Raw genomic sequence first — 20166 nt, forward strand, 5'->3', positions numbered from 1 at the left:
TCTTAATGTAAAAGGGTACATTTTGGCTACACGCAAGCAATATGATTGCGTTTTTTTTGCGGCAATAGCAATACTTTCGTTTCTTGACATGATATTATGGCTTTACATTACAAAATTATATTGGAGAGGTAAGAAATGGACTTAAGGAAGTATAAATTTAATAGTAAGGATGACTTCATCTTCTATCTAAGAGAGATATTGGTTACTGCATCTAAAAACATATCTTATCTAGAAAATAAACTTCAACTACTCAAAAACTACATTGATGAAAGAAACCTGATAGAGAGACCGAAACGAGTAATTTCTGCTGAAATGTATGATGACTATAAGTCAACTATTTCAAACACGACAAATTATTTGTCTAATTTATTCGGTGATGCTTCTGATCTTGGTATCTCCTATCGAAATTACAGAACATTTGTAAAAAAGAAAGCTGATGAATTTAATTTGAAATATTTGGACTTCACGCAAGAGCAAGAAGAACTTATGAATAAGATAACCACTGCTAGAAACTGGAGCAGTCATATACCAGCATCCTTAATTAATTCTATGGAAGAAAGAGTTCTTAATAAAAAAGTTGATATTAATATTCCAATATTTGTACCTAAATTCGAAAGATATTCTGGTATATGGTTAGTGGATCTATATAATAATTCATTTGAAATTTTTCATAACTATAAAACAATCTTCGAAATTGCATTTAAAGACTATGAACAACTGATCGAAAAACGAACTGTAATTTTTGAAAAAAGCGTTCCCTTAAGGGATATAAGCGATTTAATCATCCCTAAGGTATCCAGTGAAATTCAACATCGAAATATTAAAAGCACATCAGAGATACAGCAAAAATATATAGAAGCCAAAAAAGATGTAAGCAACATTATCAACTTAAATAATAAATAAGAAAAGAGTGTAAGAATTGCAAATTGATTGGTCTACTGTAATCTCGGTATCAATACCTCTGTTAGCTGCTACATCTGGACAAATAATCGCCCACCAACTTACACGAAAAAGAGAGAAACAAAAACATAATAAAGAATGCTTTCAAAATCTTTATTCTCCAATTATGTTTCTTATAAATGATTACATTAGTGCAGAGGCATTAAAAGTAATCTTTATGAGGGAGGAGAATTATAGCGAAGAAGAGTTCGAAAAAGAGGCTAAGGATACCTATTTTAATCCCAATAGGATTTTTGGTGAAATTTTAAATTTATTTAGTCTTAACTTAAAGTATGCAAGCCATGGCCTTATTTCAGAATTTTATGATGTAAAGGTATTATTTCAGATGGAAAAACTCAATGAAATAGATAATCATGGGATCGAACACCGAATTGAATTTATTTATAGATTTCTACAAGACTATCTAAAAGCTGCTAAAAAGTTGGGTATAGTGCTGCCCAGAAAGTTTAATAGTGATATATTTTATATTTCTTTATATAAAGTATTAGATAATTGCATTTGTACTAACTTGTCAAGAAATCTTATTAATGACCACATTCTCATAGATCACCTTAGTCAAAATGAAATACTCATTAAAAAATCAGTTAAAATTTTAAAGCATATTGAACTCAATAACAGTAAAAGATATAACAGAAAGAAAGTATACCTAAAAACATTTGCATTTCTTGACGAGCTCTGTAACGATATTGATATGTTCGTACCCGATATTGCAAAAGTTTGGAGAACTGAAATCGAAACTGCAAAGAGACACAAATTAAATTCGTTTTATATGGAAAGAAGGTGATCCAATGCCCACTAACAATAAGCCCAATAGATTAATCGCTGAGAAGTCTCCTTATTTACTTCAACATGCTCATAACCCTGTGAATTGGTTTCCTTGGGGAGAAGAAGCATTCGAAAAAGCGAAACGCGAAAACAAGCCTGTTCTCGTATCTATTGGGTATAGCTAGCTCGGGTAGCTACACGCACATGTCATTGGTGCCACGTTATGGCTCACGAAAGCTTTGAAGACGAAGAAATCGCGCGTCTTCTCAATGAACGGTTTGTGGCGATTAAAGTCGACCGGGAAGAGCGGCCGGATGTGGATTCTGTTTATATGAGAATCTGCCAGCTGATGACCGGGCAGGGCGGCTGGCCGCTGAATGTGTTTATCACGCCTGATCAGAAGCCGTTTTACGCGGGTACATATTTTCCAAAGACGAGCAAATTCAATCGTCCCGGTTTTGTTGATGTGCTTGAGCATCTGTCTGAGACGTTTGCGAACGACCGTGAGCATGTCGAGGATATTGCGGAGAACGCCGCTAAACATTTGCAGACCAAAACAGCCGCCAAATCAGGCGAAGGCCTTAGCGAGTCAGCGATTTCCCGGACATTCCAGCAGCTTGCCAGCGGGTTTGATACGATCTACGGCGGTTTCGGGCAGGCACCGAAATTTCCGATGCCCCATATGCTGATGTATTTGCTTCGTTATCATCACAATACGGGGCAGGATAACGCTTTATACAACGTGACGAAAACGCTGGACAGCATGGCGAATGGCGGCATTTACGATCATATCGGCTATGGGTTCGCCCGCTATTCGACTGATGACGAGTGGCTCGTTCCCCACTTTGAAAAAATGCTGTACGACAATGCGCTGCTGCTGACCGCTTATACCGAAGCCTACCAGGTCACGCAAAACAGCCGCTATAAAGAGATTTGTGAGCAGATCATTACGTTCATTCAGCGGGAAATGACTCATGAAGACGGAAGCTTTTTCTCTGCTTTAGACGCGGATACAGAAGGAGAAGAAGGAAAGTACTACGTGTGGTCAAAGGAAGAGATTCTAAAAACGCTCGGGGACGATCTCGGAACGCTGTATTGCCAAGTGTATGACATCACTGAAGAAGGAAACTTTGAAGGCAAAAATATTCCTAACCTCATTCACACAAAGCGAGAACAAATCAAAGAGGATGCCGGGTTAACCGAAAAAGAGCTCAGTCTCAAACTCGAAGACGCAAGACAGCAGCTCTTGAAGACACGCGAGGAAAGAACCTATCCGCATGTCGATGATAAAGTGCTCACCTCATGGAACGCGCTGATGATCGCGGGTCTTGCGAAAGCGGCAAAGGTATACCAGGAGCCGAAATATCTCAGCCTAGCGAAAGACGCCATCACATTTATTGAAAACAAATTAATCATCGACGGCCGTGTGATGGTCCGATATCGTGATGGCGAAGTGAAAAACAAAGGCTTTATCGACGATTACGCTTTTCTCCTATGGGCCTATCTCGATCTCTATGAAGCTTCGTTTGATCTATCTTTTTTACAAAAAGCGAAGAAACTAACAGACGATATGATCAGCTTATTTTGGGATGAGGAGCATGGCGGATTCTACTTCACCGGACACGATGCAGAAGCCTTAATCGTACGGGAAAAAGAAGTGTACGACGGCGCCGTGCCTTCCGGAAACAGTGTGGCAGCTGTTCAGCTGCTGCGTCTCGGGCAAGTCACAGGCGACTTATCACTGATCGAAAAAGCGGAAACAATGTTTTCCGTGTTCAAGCCAGACATAGACGCGTATCCAAGCGGCCATGCTTTCTTTATGCAAAGTGTGTTAAGACATCTGATGCCTAAAAAAGAAATCGTTATTTTTGGCAGCGCAGACGATCCAGCCAGAAAACAAATCATAACAGAGCTCCAAAAAGCCTTTAAGCCTAACGACTCCATTCTGGTAGCAGAGCATCCTGATCAATGCAAAGACATTGCACCATTTGCAGCAGACTACCGCATCATAGACGGCAAAACAACCGTGTATATTTGTGAAAACTTCGCCTGCCAGCAGCCGACAACAAATATTGAAGAAGCGATCCACACGTTAATAAGCAGCAGGGATTAAGACCCTTGCTGCTTACTTTTTGATTTCTTATGGTACCATAAAGCGATCCCCGCAAACACAAGGTTGACCGCTATCGTAAAGAAAGCCTCCCACATCGGGTTTCCCCGCGTAACCGTAAAGAGAGAAGGAATTCCTCCATACACACTGTTTTTTTCTGTAATAAACATACACAAAAACATATTATTCGCGGCATGGGCGCCAAGTGATATTTCGATGCTTCCAGTTTTAATCGTGTAATAGGTCCACACAAAACCAAATGTTAAATACTCAATTCCTGCCCAGACAGCACCGTTGTTCATTTCTGGATTCGCAAAATGCAATACGCCAAACAATCCTCCGACAATCAGTGTCAAAAATAGAGGATTTTTCGTCAATCTCCCGAAAGCTTGAAGCAAAAATCCCCTGAAAAACAGTTCCTCAGCTGATGTCTGAATCGGAACCAAAATGAGGGCAGCCGCTAGCAGCCAGATAAATCGTGATGTATCAAAGGCTTGCATTGAATAATTATCTGGATGAATCACAAAATCAATCAATTGTACGGCGATCATCAGCAAGAAATAAGCAATAAAGCCAAAGGAAATTCTCCGCCAATTCATCTTTGAATTTGGTGTTATCACCGTTCGGAAAGGCCGCTTCAAAATAAAGCGTACAGCCAGCCAAACTCCCGGAATGGCGAATAAATAAATCACATGGGACAAATAAAGATCTACGAGGGGATCACTCAGCACAGCTTCATCCAAATCAAACGTGATATTGGGATTCACAATAACCGTGAACAGTATAGCGAAGAGGTAAGCTATATTCCCGAATACATATAACCCTACCATCACCAAAAAAGCGAAAAAATATCTCCACAACGTATTGTTTCCTTCTATAGGACGAATAAATGAATTCATTCCTTCTATGTCTCTTCCTTTCAATGAGAATATTACTATATATTTGCATAAATTGGTCTATGAATCTACTGTTTTGGAAATATTTTAAGCAAAATTAAAATATAAAGTGTGAATTTAGTTCTTACATCTAGTGATTTGAACTCTGTTGCCAATGAACCAAGATACTTATAATAGTCCCAAGAGGGGAATTTTCAGTCTTTTCTTACTACTCAAAAGGGGGTTTTTTATGAATACGATCTTCAAACAAAAGAATACACATCCTTTCTCAAACGCAGCGAATCGTTTAGACCGCCTTCCGATTTCACGCGTTCATTTCCAAGTGTTAACCGCTCTCGGCATTGTTTATTTCTTTGATCTCGCAGATTTATTTACCCTCAGCAATGTAGCGCCGGCACTGATTGAACATTGGGGCATCCCGCTTTCAACTATTGCTAACGTAACGGCTGCTTCGTTTTTAGGCATGTTTTTAGGCGCTTCACTGGGCGGACGGCTGTCCGATCGAATCGGCCGCAAAAAAGCCTTAAATCTATTTGTCTTTGTTTTCTCAATCGCATCGCTATGCAATGCTGCGGCATGGGACATTCCATCTTTAATGACATTCCGTTTTCTCACCGGATTTGGCGTTGCAGCCGCCATGGTCATTACGAATAGCTATTTGGCGGAATTTTTCCCTTCAAGTGTACGTGGAAAATATATTTCTTTTTGTGCCATGATTGGATTGATCGGGGTTCCGATCACCAACATTGTGTCTGCCTTTGTCATTCCTCTTGGTTCATGGGGATGGAGGCTAGTATTTGTATGGGGTGCCGTCGGCCTTATTTATTTTTTCTTTATTCGACGGCTGGAAGAGTCGCCTCGCTGGCACGAAAATCGCGGGGAATATGCGAAAGCCGATGCGATCCTCAATCGAATTGAGGCACAGGTTGAAAAGGAGAAAGGCCCGCTTCCGGCAGCATCCCAGCCTAAAGTAAGCGAAACTGTTAAGCAGCATGCAGGTTACGCAGGCTTATTGAAAGGCAGAAACCTCAAAATCACCATCGTATTATCTGCTGTATGGATTTTTGAAACGTTTGGGTTTTACGGATTTGCCTCATGGGTTCCAAGCCTGCTAAAAAGCAATGGCGTCACCATGGAAAATACATTGTGGTATAACGTATTGCATTCCGTCGGCGCTCCGCTTGGCGCACTGCTCGGCTCCATGATTTCCGAAAGATTTCAAAGAAAATGGATTTTAGCTGCGAGTGCGTTTCTGACGGCCATCGCCGGGCTCTTATATGGTATGACTTTTATTCCCATCATGATCATTGTATTTGGTTTTATCGTGAATATCACAGAACGGGTCTTTACCTCGAACTTATACGCCTATACATCTGAACCTTATCCGACTGAATACCGCTCATCTGGCAGCGGTTTAGCCTATGGTCTTGGCCGTTTTTCAAACATTTTTGGCTCATTGCTTGTCGGATTTATTGCCGTTCAGCTCGGCTATATCAGCGTCTTCTTATTTATTGGGGGCTGCTGGCTCGCGTGCTCCTTGCTGTTAATCTTCTTCGGTCCTAATACGAATGCGAAACAGATTTAAAAAAGTCAGTGCGGATCTGCCGCACTGATCTCATTACAATTGCTTCAAAATCCTCGCGGGGTTTCCGCCTACAACAGTATTAGCTGGTACATCCTTAGTGACAACAGATCCAGACGCAATCACTGCGTTATCACCGATTGTCACTCCCGGGTTAATCACCGCCCGGCCTCCAATCCAAACTTGATCTCCAATTGTCACAGGCTTACCGAACTCCTTCCCGGATTTCCTTTCGATCGGATCAAGAGGATGACCGGCCGTGTAGATATGTACACCTGGCGCAATCAAACAATGACGGCCGATACGCACCTCACACACATCTAAAATGACACAGTCAAAATTAACAAATGTATGATCTCCGATATGAATGTGATAGCCATAATCACAGCGGAATGTCGGCAAAATCGTGACTTGATCCCCAACCGAACCGAGAAGCTCCTTCAAAAGCTCCGTCCGCACTGCATCATCTTCCGGTGTTTCGTTATATTGTCTAATCAGCTGTCTCGCATGCTTGCGTTCTAGTAATAGTTGTTGATCTTCCGAATTGTATAATTCTCCGGCTGCCATTTTTTCTTTTTCTGTCCTCAGCATTTAAGTCACTCCATGTCAGATTGTAATCTCGATCAAATTTCCTTCATCATCCTCAATCACACTTTCATAGTAGCCGTCTCCTGTTGTCCTCGGGCCGTTTACTACTGCGAAACCATCCGCCTTCAATCGGTCAGTCAGTTCGTCAACTTTCTCCCGGCTCCCAACGGAAAAGGCAATATGTGCCCAGCCTGTCATTGTTTGTGAGGGCGGATCGGTCACATTCCCTTTTTTCATAATTTCCAGCCTTGCTCCAGAATCAAACGTAATAAAATAAGACTTAAAATCTTTTTTCTCATTATGATACAAATCATTCGCTTCGCCATTAAAATACGTTTCATAAAAAGATTTCATTCGCTCTAAATCATTGACCCAGACCGCTGTATGTTCAATCTGCATTTCTTCCTCCTCCTTCGCCTTCAATGAAGTTATAAGGTATGAAATGCATTTCAGTTCAAGCTTTTTTCTTAAATTTATGCTGAATTTTGATATCAGCGGGTTCATCCTGCAAAAATAGAGAAAATGCTGCGATGCCGAGCTGCTCAAGGTTCAAATCAAGCGACGGAAAACCAAGAACACGGCTGATAGAGGAATTCCCCTCGCCTATGATTTCAACATCCCAATTATTCTTTTTGGCAAATAGATGAATTCCAGCTGCCACTTCATCACTATTTGCATAAATAGCGGTCGGAACCCGCCCGCTCATATAAAAATGTTCAGCTGCCAGCTCACCATCATTCATATCGTTGCACCCGGACAGCATATGGCGGTCTTCCAACCTTCCGCAGACAGCTTTATAGGCCGCAGCTTTATCAGCCGTGCTCGGGCTCCTATCAGCTTCTCTGACACACGTAAAAGCAATATTCTCATGTCCGCGGCTCTTTAAATAGCGAAAACTCTCTGCATAAGCAGCTTTTCTGTCATTAAAAGCACAAGGGACATCGATGTCTCCGGTATTCTCACAAGCGATGATCGGCCCATATTCCTGATAAGCTAAAATGCTGTCCCAATGATTGGCGCGGGAAGTAATGATGAGACCGTCTATTTTCTTCGTTCTTAACAGCTCTAAATATTTGATTTCAATAGCGGGGTTATAATTGGTGGGGAGAAGGGTCGTTGCATACTCATGCTGAAAAGCCGCCTTGGTGATTCCGTTAACGATTTTATCAAAGCAGGGATGATCGCTATAAGGCAGAATCACACCGACCGTATGGGTTTTCCCGCGAATGAGATCGATTGCGGTTCGATTTGGTGTATAATCCAATTCCTTCATGACTTGTTGAACAAGCTTTCTCTTTTCTTCAGATACATACGGATGATGATTCAATACACGCGAGACAGTCGAAACAGATACATTTGCCAGTCTTGCGATCTCTTTTATATTTGCCATCTCTTTCTCCTTTTTCATATAAAAAAAACAGTAAGTGTAAAATCCTTACTGCTATCTCATCATATATTGATGATAAGTTCAACAGGACAATGGTCGGAACCCATGACATCCGCTGATATGCTGGCATCTTCAATCTGTTCCTTAAGTCTTTCAGAAACAACAAAATAATCAATCCGCCATCCAATATTTCTGTCCCGGGCGCCGGCACGATACGACCACCAGGAATAAGCGCCTTCTAGATCAGGATAAACATGACGGAAAGAATCAACAAAGCCAGCTTCTAAGAAACGAGTGAATGCCCCTCTTTCTTGATCTGAAAATCCAGCGTTATTCCGGTTCGCCTTTGGATTTTTCAAATCAATCTCCTGATGGGCTACATTCAAATCACCGCATAAAATCACTGGTTTTTTCTGATCCAATTCAAGAATATAAGACAATAAAGCCTCTTCCCATTGCATGCGGTAATCAATCCGCTCTAATCCCCTTCTGGAATTGGGCGTGTAAACAGTCATCACAAACACGTTTTCAAATTCCAGTGTAATCACTCTGCCTTCTTGGTCATGCTCTTCTACTCCGATACCGTAGATGAACTGCAGCGGTTCTTGCTTAGAAAAAACAGCTGTGCCGGAATATCCTTTTTTCACTGCATAATTCCAGTACACATGATAGCCTTCAGGCTGGAGATCAACCTGGCCGTCCTGTATCTTCGTTTCCTGAAGACATATAATATCTGCATCCTCTTCTTTCAAATAAGAGAGGAAATCCATTTTTCTCATCACAGCCCGCAGGCCGTTTACATTCCATGAAATCAACTTCATGTTTCATCCTCCCCCTATAAAAAAGAGCAAGAACCCGAAGGTCCTTGCTCTTTACGTATCAGCTTACTCACCGCTTACGTATGGAAGTAAAGCCATTTGACGTGCGCGTTTGATCGCTGCAGTCAATTTACGTTGGTATTTAGCGTTTGTTCCAGTTACACGACGTGGTAAAATTTTACCGCGCTCAGAAACAAACTTTTTAAGAAGATCTACATCTTTGTAGTCGATGTGCGTGATACCGTTAGAAGTGAAATAACACACTTTACGGCGTTTCGCACGACCGCCTCTGCGTCCTCCTGCCATTGTCATTTCCCTCCTTTCTTTTTCATTTTAGGCGATAATCACATTAGAATGGAAGATCATCATCCGAGATGTCAATCGGTTTGCCGTCGTTGGCAAATGGGTCATCATTAAAGCTGTTCCCCTGATTGCGTCTCTGGTTGTTTTGATTTCCCCCAAATGGATTATCATTTTGGCCTCCGCCAAAGTACTGGCCTCCGCCGCTGTTTCCTTCGTTGTATCCACCTGAACCAGAACCGCCGCCGTTTTTCGGCTCAAGAAATTGAACACTTTCAGCTTGGACCTCTGTCACGAAGACACGCTGTCCTTGCTGGTTTTCATAGTTTCTTGTTTGTAAACGGCCATCTACGCCTGCAAGGCTTCCTTTTTTCAAGAAGTTTGCAACGTTTTCGGCTTGTCTTCTCCAAGTGACACAATTAATGAAATCGGCCTCACGTTCTCCGGACTGGTTCGTAAATGTACGATTCACAGCAAGAGTAAACGTAGCAACAGCCGCACCGTTTGGCGTATAACGAAGCTCTGGGTCTTTTGTCAGTCTTCCGACTAATACAACTCGGTTAAGCATAAGAAAGACCACCTTTTACCATTATATATTTCAAAATTGCTTATTCTTCTTCTTTAACAACAATGTGGCGAATGATATCGTCACTGATCTTAGCTAGACGGTCAAATTCTTGAACTGCCGCAGCGTCAGCTTGAACGTTTAAGATTTGGTAGAAACCGTCGCGGAAATCATTGATTTCGTAAGCAAGACGACGTTTACCCCAATCCTTTGTTCCAGTGATCTCCGCACCGTTAGAAGTCAGAACGTTGTTGAAACGCTCGATAACTGCTTTTTTAGACTCTTCGTCAATGTTTGGGCGGATAATGTACATAACTTCGTACTTTCTCATCTGTTTGCACCTCCTTTTGGACTAAGCGGCCCATAATGGGCAAGGAGCAATAATTCTATTACTCACAATTTTATATTATACCAAAGCTCTTGTCCCTTTACAACTGCATCCTATACATTAAATCGGAAATGAATAACATCTCCGTCTTGGACCACATATTCTTTCCCTTCAAGGCGGACTTTTCCTGCCTCTTTAGCTCCTGCCATACCGCCGCCCGCAAGAAGATCCTCATAAGCAACTGTCTCAGCACGAATGAAGCCCCGCTCAAAGTCACTATGAATAATTCCTGCACACTCAGGGGCTTTCATGCCTTTTTTGAATGTCCAAGCTCTGACTTCCTGTTCTCCGGCTGTGAAATATGTTGCGAGACCGAGAAGAGAGTAAGACGCTTTGATCAGCTGATCAAGACCTGATTCTTGAATGCCCAGCTCTTCCAAGAACATTTGCTTTTCTTCGCCTTCAAGCTCAGCGATTTCAGATTCGATTTTTGCACACACAACGATAACTTCTGCGTTTTCGCCGGCAGCGTACTCGCGAATCTTCGCTACATTTTCATTGCCAGATGGATCAGCAACTTCATCTTCACTTACGTTGGCCACGTACAAAATAGGCTTCGAAGTCAGTAAATGGAGCTGCTTCACAAGCTTTTGCTGCTCTTCAGTGAATTCTACAGATCGAGCAGGCTTTTCACTCTCAAACGCTTCTTTCAGTTTAGATAAAATCTCAAACTCAAATACAGCGTCTTTATCTTTTTGCTTCGCAAGCTTGCTGACGCGTGTAATCCGCTTTTCAACCGTTTCCATATCAGCGAGGATCAGCTCAAGGTTGATCGTTTCAATGTCATCAATCGGATCAACCTTTCCGGAAACGTGTGTAATGTTGTCATCGGAAAAAGCACGGACAACGTGGCAAATCGCGTCAACTTGGCGAATATGAGATAGGAACTTGTTGCCGAGTCCTTCTCCTTTAGATGCGCCCTTTACAATCCCTGCAATATCAGTGAATTCAAAAGCAGTCGGCACAGTCTTCTTCGGGTTGACCAGCTCAGTCAGCTTTTGCAGACGATCATCCGGCACCTCTACAATTCCCACGTTCGGATCAATTGTACAGAACGGGTAGTTGGCTGATTCGGCACCGGCCTGTGTAATTGCGTTAAATAGTGTTGATTTTCCGACGTTCGGCAAACCAACAATTCCAGCTGTTAAAGCCATTCTTTCATCTCCTCTATATAAAACCGTCATTGTATGAGCGTATTTTGAACCTAGAGCAATTATAAGGAGGTTCACTGGAAAAGACAAGCTGACAAAAAAGCATTTTCAGCCTGCCAATCCCTTTGATTATGCTTTTTTCAAGCCTACTAAACAGTCAAAAAGCGTACTTCCCATTCCATTATCAGAATTTGTATCATTTGTCAGTGCATTGACTGACCCTCCAAAAGCCGCCCACATGCCTTCATCTATATTAATCGTCTTCGCATGAGCCTGTTTCATCAATTTCACCTTGCCCTTCAAGCGTCCGCGGTCATTAAAGATGACAACCTCGTCTCCATCCTGAAGATTCTGCTCAGCCGCTATATCTGGAGAAATATCGACCTGAACGTGCTGAAGCTTTTCAATAAACGGCACATGCTGTGAATGGTTGGAACGCTGCGGATGAATGGATAACAGCGTATAAGGGTACTTTTCAGCTAACTCCTCATTATGGAAAACAGATTCTTCGGGCACATTTAATTGAAGCGAGCCGCTAAATCCCTTTTGCTCAGCTAGCGACGAAGTAAATTCAAATTTTCCACTCGGCGTCAAAAACTGATAATCATCCCACGGCACCTGTTTTACTGGAAGAGGGAGGTGGCCTTTTTCTTTTAAACGCTCAAGTGTCACATCCTCTGCTTCCAATGAGGAAAGCCCCATCTCTAAAAATTCTTGAGTGCTGTATTCAAACAGCTCGCCAAACCCAAGACGTTTTGCAAGCTCTGACCAGATCCAGCTGTCCGACTTCGCTTCACCCTGCGGCTCCACAAGCTTCTTCCCGTACTGAACATAATGATGATACATACTGGAATAGTAGATATCTTCTTCTTCAAAAACAGTGGCAGTCGGCAAAACATAATCACACAGCTTTGCGGTATCCGTCATAATGAAATCAATCGCGACCGTCATTGAAACCTTTTCAAAAGCTTGTCTCACTTTATTTGTATTCGGCACCTGAGTCAGCGGATTTCCGCAAGTCACAATAATCATCTCAATCGCAGGATCAGCAGCGGTCAACACTTCTTCAGCCTGCGTCATCATTGAAAAAGAACGTGATGTTGTTTTTAATTCCGGCAGCGTCAGCTTTGTTTTTGCAAAGCTCTCGCCAATCTGGACATTTCCGAAATTCGCGCCGCCGCCCTTAATTCCGACATTTCCGCTTGCCGCAACGAGTGCATCAATCCAACGAATCGTTCCGCCGCCGTTTTTATATCGCTGCATGCCAAGCCCCATAAAAGTAGACACCGGACCATCAGCATACAAACCGGCCAGATACTCCAGCTCCTCCATAGAAGTTTCTGTTTTCACAATAAACTCTTCCAGAGAAACAGTTTTCAAAAGCTCTTTCACATCATCAAAACCGACAGAATGCTCAGAAATAAACGTTTCATCCGTTCTTCCCGTCTCAATCAGAACCTTCAAAACGGCTGCCGCAAGCCAGCCGTCCATTCCAGGCTTTACAGAGATATAGCGGTCAGCAAGCTTTGCAGTCGGGTTGAAGATCGGATCAATCACCGTAATCGTGGCGCCCTTCTTTTTCACCTGCTGCAAGTGATGGTATAAGTGCATATTTGTTCTGGATACATTTCTTCCCCACACAACAACATGCTTGCTGTTGTAAATATCAAGCGGGCCGTGACCGTACGAACGGCCAAAATCCCAGCTTTGCGCCTCGATGCCGGAGCCCCAGCATATGCTTCCGACGATTTCAGTCACGCCTCCATATCCATTAAAAAAACGCTGATCAAGCGCTTTTAACAGACCGTTATTCGCATAATCATGGCTGTGCAAAACAGCAGTCGTCTCCGACGTTTCCTTGATTTCCCGAAGTTTATCGGCAATTTCATCAAGTGCCTGCTCCCAAGAAATCCGCACAAACTCGCCATTTTGTTTTTTCATTGGATAGCGAAGCCGATCAGGAGAATTTGTTTTTGTCTCAAGCATTCTGCCGCGGCCGCAGATTTTACCTTCCGTAATCGGATGGTTTGGATCTCCGTCCACTTTTGTTACCTTTCCATCATCAACAGTCACCAAAAAGCCGCAGCTGTCCCAACAATTCAGCGGACATGCCGACTGATGCACTTTGCTCATCGCCGTCTTCTCCTTACCTTCTATATGAAAAAGCATGAGTGTCGGCCTATTTATGAAGTAGGCTCCTCATGCTTGACTAGTACTTTTTTTAGTTTTCTTTCAAATTCTCTTCTCGGAATCATAACACTGTGAGAGCATCCCTCACACTTAATTCGAATATCCATTCCCATGCGTATAATTTTCCAGCTGTTCGCTCCGCATGGATGCGGTTTTTTCATTTCTACGATATCATTCAGGCCAAAGTCTTTATCCGCCAAGACCCTTCACCTCTTTTCCTAAACTGCTGTATCTATTGTACAAAAAAACTGATCATAAGAGCAATCAAGATACCCGAAAAGAAATACATCCTCTTATTTCCATTTACTCAAAATAGGATATAGGAGCAGACAAACTAACAAATACAAATTGAGCATCCCATATATCGGATACAAGAACGCGATCAAATCAGAAAATCCGAAAGAAGTAAAAGGTACCATTAACACTAACAAAATCAACACAATCATCCATCTCGGCATATGAATAAACGCCATCAGCCGGCTGGACAGCCCCAGCAAACCAGCTACCGTCGTCGTGTAAATCGCCAGGCACAGCACCGCCGTCATACATAAAAAAAGGAAATAAGGCGCACCCTCCAGAACGGCAAACAGCGGTATTTCAAACTGAGAAAGGGAGCCCGCCAGCTCCACCAACGTTTCATTATAAACAAATGAGATCACGCCAAAAATAAGACCGCTTGCCACACTTGCGATTTTTGCTTCTCCGAGCCCTTTCATCTCTTTCCCAACAGAGGATAAAATCGCAACAACTGAAAGGATGTTTAAAGAGGTAAACGTAATGCTCGCAGGCCAGTTATACTGCTGGGACAAATCAATCGTCCACGTATGGTGATGTGTGCTCTGAAAGGAGACCAGCGCATATAAAAGCCCCGCTACTAACACAGGAATCAAAATACTATTTATAGATAATATTCCTTTCACATCCCACAAAAACAAACACACTGTCACGATGCAAATCAGCGCGATTCCCCACCAGAAAGGAAGTTTGTACATTTGCAGGGTCACACCGCCTCCGGCAATCATCACCATAGTCGTCGAAAACAAATAAAAAATGATGAGGACATCATAAATTTTCGCCAGCCATGGCCCCATTAAATGTTCCAGAACCGGCAGAAAATGAGTGGATTGAACCTTAAAACTGATTTTCATCACAATATAAGACGAGAAAATGAACATAATTGTAAACAGCACAATAGCAAGTCCACTTTCCGCCCCGAAAAACTGCCATATCTCCTGACCGCTCGCATATCCGGCCCCGATCAGGCTCCCTAATATGAGCAGCATCCACTTCATTCCGGCTCTCCACAACACTATCACCTCATAGACAAAGTTCAGCTTGTTCCCGTTATTGTTACTATATAAATAAAGGAAAGCAAAAATGCCATATTTTCATAGACATTTGAACACAAGTTGAAATTATCATACTAAATACTCATAAAAAAAGACTGCTAATACAGCAGTCTAAAAAGAGATATTTATTTGTTTGTCCGCGGAATGAAGAAGTGAACTTCACTCTTCACTTTTTTCTAACCATTCCTATCTATTCAAGTGTTTCATAAGCAGACCATTGCTTGATCATGACCGAGGCAATGGGGGACAATACTTGTAATCGCCCACTAACCATTCATATCATAACCTCTACTTTTTTAAAATCTCCGGTGCCATACACAAAGCATAAAAAATCATACTGCTGGATATACTGTAAACAACCTTACATAACTACACACACACCATAGCAATTCTGTTACCTACTATAACAAGGAAGTGAAACCCATGAATCGAAAAGGCGGGCTTTTTTCCTCTCAGGAACGAGTAAAGCAATATGTTTCACATACAGATGCTGCAGCGGCAAAACAAATCCAAACCATCCTTTCTTCATCCTTACGTAAAGCTGCCGGCAAACCAATTGTCGTGGTTTGTATCGGAACAGACCGTTCAACCGGTGACTCATTAGGCCCGCTTGTAGGAATGAAACTCAAACAGATGCAGCTCACCAGATTCCATGTCTACGGAACCTTATCTGACCCCGTCCATGCTGTGAACATGAAGGATAAAATCAATGACATTCATAAATTACATAAAAACCCATTTGTTATAGCAGTCGATGCATGCTTAGGCCGCGTTAAGAGTGTGGGTTCATTTCAAATCGGGGACGGGCCATTAAAGCCCGGAGCCGGTGTACAAAAAGACCTTCCTGAAGTGGGAGATCTTCATATTAACGGAATCGTGAATGTGAGCGGTTTCATGGAATATTTTGTATTGCAAAATACAAGACTCAACTTGGTCATGAATATGGCCAATGTTCTCGCGGAAGGATTGAGTTTAACAGATCGGACAGAGTGGAGGCAAGAACGCCTTAACCCGTTGCAAAGGCTCACTGGGCGCATATAAAACAAAAACCATCTTCGCTTGAAAGATGGTTTCTTCATTTACGATTCTCGTTCAGACAAAAGCTCTAAAATCCGGTCAAGGTCTTCATTAGAGAAAAATTCAATTTCGATTTTGCCTTTTTTCTTCTGTCTTTTAATATTAACTGTTGTTCCAAAATAATTTTGGAGATAGGATTCCCGTTCTTTTAGAACCGCATCTTTCACAGGTTCTTTTTTCTTTGTTTCACGTGGAACATTCTGATTCAACTGCTGAATCAGCTGCTCAAGCTGGCGAACATTGAGCTGCTCCGCAATCACTTTTTGTACCAGCGGTTCAAGCTTATTTTTGTTTTTTAAGCCAAGAAGCGTGCGTCCATGTCCCATAGAAAGCGTACCTTCGGCAATAAGCTGCTGAATATTTTCTGGCAGTGTCAGCAGTCTTAAATGATTCGCAATATGCGGTCTGCTTTTCCCAAGACGTTTGGCAAGCTGCTCTTGCGTGAGGTCTAAGTGTTTCAACAAGGAGTCATATGCCTGAGCCTCTTCAAGCGGAGATAAATCTTCACGCTGAAGGTTTTCTAATAAAGCAATTTCCCTCATTAACGCCTCTGATAATTCACGGACAATGGCCGGAACTGTATCTAAACCTGCCAGCTTTGCCGCTCGAAAACGCCGTTCACCCGCAACAATATCATAGCCTTTTAAAGATTTTCTGACGATAAGCGGCTGAAGAATGCCATGCTGCAGCACAGATTCTTTTAGTTCAGCTAATGCCTCGTCATCAAAGTGTTTTCTTGGCTGATAAGGATTAGGGCGTAAATCGGCAATTTTAATTTCTTCAACTGTCTCTTCAGACAAATCTACCTGATTAAATAACGCATTAATCCCTTTTCCAAGGCCTTTAGCCATTCGCAGCCACTTCCTTTGCTAAATCTAAATATACTTCCGCACCTCTTGACCGCGGATCGTATAAAATGATGGGTTTTCCGTGACTCGGTGCCTCACTCAGACGGACATTACGCGGAATAACTGTCTTATATACTTTATCCCTAAAATACTTTTTAACCTCTTCAATCACTTGAATGCCAAGGTTTGTCCGGGCATCAAGCATTGTCAGCAATACACCTTCAATCATTAAATCAGTATTCAAATGCTTTTGCACAAGACGTACTGTATTTAATAACTGGCTGAGCCCCTCCAAGGCATAATATTCGCACTGTACAGGAATCACAACGGAATCCGAGGCAGTAAGGGCGTTAATCGTCAGCAAGCCCAATGACGGCGGACAATCAATGATAATATAATCATAATTTTGCTTTACTGCTTCAAGCGCTCTCTTCAATCTCACTTCTCTTGATATTGTAGGAACCAGCTCGATCTCAGCCCCTGCAAGCTGAATCGTCGCAGGAATCACATCCAAGTTCTCTACTGTCGTTGCTTTAATAATATCTATTACATCTGCATCATCTACTAAAATATCGTACACACACTGCTCTACATCGGCTTTTTCAATCCCTAATCCGCTTGTCGCATTTCCCTGCGGATCAATATCTACCAGCAGAACCCTTTTCCCTATGTAAGCCAAACATGCCCCAAGGTTGACAGACGTCGTTGTTTTGCCGACCCCGCCTTTTTGGTTCGTAATTGCTATGATTTTTCCCACGATGTCACCTACTTTCACATGAACATGTACTATCTTGCTTCTATTCTATCAAAAAAAGATTAAAGCGTTTCATTTTTTTCATCATTTTGTTCCGAATCAGAAGGGAAATAATTGAAAATTCAAGCACGCTTTATGCTTTCTCTTATAAATTCTGCAATTTCTATGTTTTTTTGACTTAAAAAAGGAATTTCTTAAAGAAAAAAAGAAGAAGTCACAGTACAGAACGTGGAAACAGGATGGTGAGAAAATGGTTTATCAAACGAAGAGAGATGTACCCGTTACGCTGATGATTGTGTTTCTCATATTACTGATACAAGCAGATGCCATTGTTCCTTTTGTGCTGGGAAATATGAGAGTTTCCGGCTGGATCATTTTTATTCTGCTGACTCTTTTAAATGGACTCATCATTTGGAGCTTTATTGACCTAAAATATGTATTGAAGGAACACCATCTGATCATTAAAGCCGGATTGATCAAACATCAAATTCCTTATGAAAAAATCGATAAAGTCGTTCCAAAAAAGAAACTATGGTCCGGTTTTCGTCTGATCGGCTCTCGCCATGCCATCACAATATATTATCAGGGGGGATGGGGACATGCAGTAATTTCACCGCAAAAATCTGAAGAGTTTATCCACAAACTCAAAGAAAAGAATTCTAATATAATAATTTTCACTAAAAGTAAGTGATTACCTTTTATTAAAAATATAAAAAGCTCTCCTGCTTTTCAGGAGAGCTTCTATTTTGGTATGCGAATCGTTAATTGAATATATTCTTCAAATTCTTCTTCTTCCGTATTCAATTTTACACCGCTGTCTTCCACCATTGATAGTGACTGGCGAATCGTGTTCATCGCAATTCTTGTATCTCTGCTGAATGCTTTGCGTCTCGGCTTTGGCTTTCTCTGGCCTTGCTCCAGCATTTTCACCACGCGGTCTTCCGTCTGCTTTACATTTAAACTTTTCTCAATAATCTCTGTGAGCAGTGTGACTTGGAGCTCAGGCTGTTTCAGCGGAATCAGCGCTCTGGCGTGGCGCTCGGTGATTTTCTTCTCCATAATCGCCTCTTGGACCGGCTGAGGCAGCTTTAATAACCGAAGCTTATTCGCGATTGTAGACTGCCCTTTTCCTAAGCGCTGTGCGAGTGCCTCCTGTGTTAAATCATGCAGCTCAAGCAGCCTAGCATAAGCATGCGCTTCCTCAATAGAAGACAGTTCTTCCCGCTGCAAGTTTTCGATTAACGCCACAGAAGCGGTTTCCGTGTCGGAAAAATCCTTAATAATTGCCGGAATCTTTTCCCACTCAAGCGATTGCACCGCTCTCCAGCGTCTTTCACCCGCAATGAGTTCGTATTGGCCTTCTTCTTCTGTATGCCTAACAACAATCGGCTGAATAATGCCGTGTGTATGAATGGTCATTGCTAACTCTTTGATTTTTTCATCTGAGAAAATGGTGCGTGGCTGAAAACGGTTGGGAACGATAGCATTTACCGGTATTTCCAGAATCTCTTCTTTGTTTGTATCATGTTCAGCAATCTCCGGCTCCTGTTCCTTCTCACCAAGCCCGAAGAAACGAGAGAATGAATGCTTCATGTACCTACACCACCTTTAAAAACTGCCATTTTTATAATTCTATTTTCTCATGGTTTTTCCTGCTGTACATCCATCAATTTTGATGAAAATATGATGGTATTGTCATATCAGGCTGTCTAAATTACCCTTCAATTGGCGATTTATTAGGAGTTCCCGGTTTTCTTGGATACTTCTTAGGCGTATTTTTTATTTTGCGTATCACCATAATATTACGGTCGCTTTCTTCAATAGGCAGCTTAAAAGAATGGATATTCTCAAGTTCTCCTCCAAGCGTCGTGATTGCTTTTTTGCCTGCATTCAGTTCTTCTTCAGCTGATGCGGCTTTTAAAGCAACAAATAAACCGTTTTTCTTCACCAGAGGCAAGCAAAGCTCACTCAAAACAGATAATCTCGCAACTGCTCGTGCCGTCACAATATCATAGCTTTCACGCACGTCTTTCCGTTGCCCGAACGTTTCAGCTCTGTCATGGCAGAATGTTGTATTCTCCAATTGCAAAGCCTCAGATAACTTTTCTAAAAACGTGATCCGTTTATTCAGTGAATCTACGATTGTGACATTGAGGTGCGGAAAGCATATTTTTATCGGCAGACTTGGAAAACCCGCTCCCGCTCCGACATCACAAATCGTGTTCACCTGATTGAAGTCGACATAAAAAGCAGCTGTAATGGAATCATAAAAATGCTTTAAATACACTTCTTTTTTCTCTGTTATTGAAGTCAGATTGATTTTTTCGTTCCATTCAACCAGCATGTCGTAATACAGCTCAAATTGCTCCAGCTGACGGGGAGAAAGGGAGATCCCTTTTTCCGCCAAACCAGAAGTGAATTCTTCAATATTCATGCCG

At 42.1% G+C, this 20166-nt stretch carries 23 protein-coding genes; 7 read left to right on the plus strand and 16 right to left on the minus strand.

All coding sequences use genetic code 11. The features are described 5' to 3' along the window. The first annotated feature begins 135 nt into the window (after window positions 1–135). From NX903_RS20280 to NX903_RS20295, 4 genes are read left to right on the plus strand one after another with little or no spacing between them, the layout of a single operon-like run. The gene (locus NX903_RS20280) at window positions 136–903 is read left to right on the plus strand and encodes a hypothetical protein (RefSeq protein WP_144486907.1); all 768 of its coding nucleotides are present in this window, start codon (window positions 136–138) and stop codon (window positions 901–903) included. A 16-nt stretch (window positions 904–919) separates the two neighbouring features. Next, window positions 920–1744 (plus strand): hypothetical protein, encoded by an 825-nt coding sequence (locus tag NX903_RS20285; protein WP_144486909.1) that lies wholly within the window; start codon window positions 920–922, stop codon window positions 1742–1744. A gap of 4 nt (window positions 1745–1748) precedes the next feature. Then, window positions 1749–1910 (plus strand): DUF255 domain-containing protein, encoded by a 162-nt coding sequence (locus NX903_RS20290; protein ID WP_077199439.1) that lies wholly within the window; start codon window positions 1749–1751, stop codon window positions 1908–1910. A 38-nt stretch (window positions 1911–1948) separates the two neighbouring features. After that, complete coding sequence (locus tag NX903_RS20295) at window positions 1949–3838, plus strand: thioredoxin domain-containing protein (protein ID WP_144486911.1); 1890 nt, start codon at window positions 1949–1951, stop codon at window positions 3836–3838. Here NX903_RS20295 and NX903_RS20300 read toward each other — a convergent pair. Then, window positions 3835–4734, minus strand: a complete 900-nt coding sequence (locus tag NX903_RS20300) for a CPBP family intramembrane glutamic endopeptidase (RefSeq protein WP_024572853.1) — start codon at window positions 4732–4734, stop codon at window positions 3835–3837. The two genes, NX903_RS20295 and NX903_RS20300, sit on opposite strands and share 4 nt — an antisense overlap. 226 nt (window positions 4735–4960) lie before the next feature. Between NX903_RS20300 and NX903_RS20305 the strand changes: the two genes are divergently transcribed. Next, window positions 4961–6316, plus strand: coding sequence for an MFS transporter (locus NX903_RS20305; protein ID WP_014481501.1), 1356 nt, complete (start codon window positions 4961–4963; stop codon window positions 6314–6316). A gap of 33 nt (window positions 6317–6349) precedes the next feature. Here NX903_RS20305 and NX903_RS20310 read toward each other — a convergent pair whose 3' ends face one another. The 11 genes from NX903_RS20310 to NX903_RS20360 form a co-directional block, all read right to left on the minus strand. Next, the gene (locus tag NX903_RS20310; protein WP_032722825.1) at window positions 6350–6904 is read right to left on the minus strand and encodes a sugar O-acetyltransferase; all 555 of its coding nucleotides are present in this window, start codon (window positions 6902–6904) and stop codon (window positions 6350–6352) included. A gap of 15 nt (window positions 6905–6919) precedes the next feature. Next, window positions 6920–7300 (minus strand): VOC family protein, encoded by a 381-nt coding sequence (locus NX903_RS20315; RefSeq protein ID WP_029726089.1) that lies wholly within the window; start codon window positions 7298–7300, stop codon window positions 6920–6922. A gap of 55 nt (window positions 7301–7355) precedes the next feature. Next, entirely contained in the window at window positions 7356–8291 is a 936-nt protein-coding gene (gene ccpB, locus NX903_RS20320) for a transcriptional regulator CcpB (protein ID WP_086344554.1), read from the minus strand. Between the two features lie 59 nt (window positions 8292–8350). After that, a complete protein-coding gene (gene xth, locus NX903_RS20325; protein WP_086344555.1) occupies window positions 8351–9109 on the minus strand; it encodes an exodeoxyribonuclease III in 759 nt (252 codons plus the stop codon). Between the two features lie 63 nt (window positions 9110–9172). Continuing rightward, a complete protein-coding gene (gene rpsR, locus NX903_RS20330) occupies window positions 9173–9412 on the minus strand; it encodes a 30S ribosomal protein S18 (protein WP_003219224.1) in 240 nt (79 codons plus the stop codon). Between the two features lie 43 nt (window positions 9413–9455). Then, entirely contained in the window at window positions 9456–9974 is a 519-nt protein-coding gene (gene ssbA / locus NX903_RS20335; protein ID WP_003219228.1) for a single-stranded DNA-binding protein SsbA, read from the minus strand. A 40-nt stretch (window positions 9975–10014) separates the two neighbouring features. Then, entirely contained in the window at window positions 10015–10302 is a 288-nt protein-coding gene (gene rpsF / locus NX903_RS20340; RefSeq protein WP_024571351.1) for a 30S ribosomal protein S6, read from the minus strand. Window positions 10303–10412: 110 nt separating this feature from the next. Next, the gene (gene ychF / locus NX903_RS20345; RefSeq protein WP_003242727.1) at window positions 10413–11513 is read right to left on the minus strand and encodes a redox-regulated ATPase YchF; all 1101 of its coding nucleotides are present in this window, start codon (window positions 11511–11513) and stop codon (window positions 10413–10415) included. Between the two features lie 126 nt (window positions 11514–11639). Next, the gene (locus NX903_RS20350; protein ID WP_086344556.1) at window positions 11640–13643 is read right to left on the minus strand and encodes a molybdopterin-dependent oxidoreductase; all 2004 of its coding nucleotides are present in this window, start codon (window positions 13641–13643) and stop codon (window positions 11640–11642) included. A gap of 50 nt (window positions 13644–13693) precedes the next feature. Beyond that, the gene (locus NX903_RS20355; RefSeq protein WP_003226838.1) at window positions 13694–13900 is read right to left on the minus strand and encodes a DUF951 domain-containing protein; all 207 of its coding nucleotides are present in this window, start codon (window positions 13898–13900) and stop codon (window positions 13694–13696) included. 93 nt (window positions 13901–13993) lie between these two features. Next, entirely contained in the window at window positions 13994–15010 is a 1017-nt protein-coding gene (locus NX903_RS20360; RefSeq protein ID WP_086344557.1) for a YkvI family membrane protein, read from the minus strand. A gap of 462 nt (window positions 15011–15472) precedes the next feature. Here NX903_RS20360 and yyaC point away from each other — a divergent pair, with 462 nt between their 5' ends. Next, window positions 15473–16090, plus strand: coding sequence for a spore protease YyaC (yyaC, locus tag NX903_RS20365; RefSeq protein WP_003243890.1), 618 nt, complete (start codon window positions 15473–15475; stop codon window positions 16088–16090). Between the two features lie 38 nt (window positions 16091–16128). On the opposite strand, the gene spo0J is transcribed toward yyaC, so the two are convergent. After that, window positions 16129–16977, minus strand: a complete 849-nt coding sequence (gene spo0J, locus NX903_RS20370; RefSeq protein WP_003226832.1) for a stage 0 sporulation protein Spo0J — start codon at window positions 16975–16977, stop codon at window positions 16129–16131. Beyond that, on the minus strand, window positions 16970–17731 hold the full coding sequence (gene soj, locus NX903_RS20375) for a sporulation initiation inhibitor protein Soj (protein WP_003219244.1): 762 nt from the start codon (window positions 17729–17731) through the stop codon (window positions 16970–16972). The genes spo0J and soj overlap by 8 nt, the downstream gene beginning before the upstream one ends. A 247-nt stretch (window positions 17732–17978) precedes the next feature. Between soj and NX903_RS20380 the strand changes: the two genes are divergently transcribed. Next, a complete protein-coding gene (locus NX903_RS20380; RefSeq protein ID WP_086344558.1) occupies window positions 17979–18419 on the plus strand; it encodes a PH domain-containing protein in 441 nt (146 codons plus the stop codon). A gap of 50 nt (window positions 18420–18469) precedes the next feature. Here NX903_RS20380 and noc read toward each other — a convergent pair whose 3' ends face one another. Both noc and rsmG read right to left on the minus strand, forming a co-directional pair. Then, the gene (noc, locus tag NX903_RS20385; protein ID WP_003226829.1) at window positions 18470–19321 is read right to left on the minus strand and encodes a nucleoid occlusion protein; all 852 of its coding nucleotides are present in this window, start codon (window positions 19319–19321) and stop codon (window positions 18470–18472) included. Between the two features lie 121 nt (window positions 19322–19442). Further along, complete coding sequence (rsmG, locus tag NX903_RS20390; protein WP_015250777.1) at window positions 19443–20162, minus strand: 16S rRNA (guanine(527)-N(7))-methyltransferase RsmG; 720 nt, start codon at window positions 20160–20162, stop codon at window positions 19443–19445. Between the last annotated feature and the right edge of the window lie 4 nt (window positions 20163–20166).

It is taken from the genome of Bacillus sp. FSL R5-0576 (genome assembly GCF_038004765.1).
GTDB lineage: Bacteria > Bacillota > Bacilli > Bacillales > Bacillaceae > Bacillus > Bacillus subtilis.

Bases quoted from the DNA above. Each gene is read 5' to 3' on its own strand.
- NX903_RS20280 (WP_144486907.1), top strand. From the start codon at position 136: ATGGACTTAAGGAAGTATAAATTTAATAGTAAGGATGACTTCATCTTC.
- NX903_RS20290 (WP_077199439.1), top strand. From the start codon at position 1,749: ATGCCCACTAACAATAAGCCCAATAGATTAATCGCTGAGAAGTCTCCT.
- NX903_RS20295 (WP_144486911.1), top strand. From the start codon at position 1,949: ATGGCTCACGAAAGCTTTGAAGACGAAGAAATCGCGCGTCTTCTCAAT.
- NX903_RS20300 (WP_024572853.1), bottom strand. From the start codon at position 4,734: ATGAATTCATTTATTCGTCCTATAGAAGGAAACAATACGTTGTGGAGA.
- NX903_RS20305 (WP_014481501.1), top strand. From the start codon at position 4,961: ATGAATACGATCTTCAAACAAAAGAATACACATCCTTTCTCAAACGCA.
- NX903_RS20310 (WP_032722825.1), bottom strand. From the start codon at position 6,904: ATGCTGAGGACAGAAAAAGAAAAAATGGCAGCCGGAGAATTATACAAT.
- NX903_RS20315 (WP_029726089.1), bottom strand. From the start codon at position 7,300: ATGCAGATTGAACATACAGCGGTCTGGGTCAATGATTTAGAGCGAATG.
- ccpB (WP_086344554.1), bottom strand. From the start codon at position 8,291: ATGGCAAATATAAAAGAGATCGCAAGACTGGCAAATGTATCTGTTTCG.
- xth (WP_086344555.1), bottom strand. From the start codon at position 9,109: ATGAAGTTGATTTCATGGAATGTAAACGGCCTGCGGGCTGTGATGAGA.
- rpsR (WP_003219224.1), bottom strand. From the start codon at position 9,412: ATGGCAGGAGGACGCAGAGGCGGTCGTGCGAAACGCCGTAAAGTGTGT.
- ssbA (WP_003219228.1), bottom strand. From the start codon at position 9,974: ATGCTTAACCGAGTTGTATTAGTCGGAAGACTGACAAAAGACCCAGAG.
- rpsF (WP_024571351.1), bottom strand. From the start codon at position 10,302: ATGAGAAAGTACGAAGTTATGTACATTATCCGCCCAAACATTGACGAA.
- ychF (WP_003242727.1), bottom strand. From the start codon at position 11,513: ATGGCTTTAACAGCTGGAATTGTTGGTTTGCCGAACGTCGGAAAATCA.
- NX903_RS20350 (WP_086344556.1), bottom strand. From the start codon at position 13,643: ATGAGCAAAGTGCATCAGTCGGCATGTCCGCTGAATTGTTGGGACAGC.
- yyaC (WP_003243890.1), top strand. From the start codon at position 15,473: ATGAATCGAAAAGGCGGGCTTTTTTCCTCTCAGGAACGAGTAAAGCAA.
- spo0J (WP_003226832.1), bottom strand. From the start codon at position 16,977: ATGGCTAAAGGCCTTGGAAAAGGGATTAATGCGTTATTTAATCAGGTA.
- NX903_RS20380 (WP_086344558.1), top strand. From the start codon at position 17,979: ATGGTTTATCAAACGAAGAGAGATGTACCCGTTACGCTGATGATTGTG.
- noc (WP_003226829.1), bottom strand. From the start codon at position 19,321: ATGAAGCATTCATTCTCTCGTTTCTTCGGGCTTGGTGAGAAGGAACAG.
- rsmG (WP_015250777.1), bottom strand. From the start codon at position 20,162: ATGAATATTGAAGAATTCACTTCTGGTTTGGCGGAAAAAGGGATCTCC.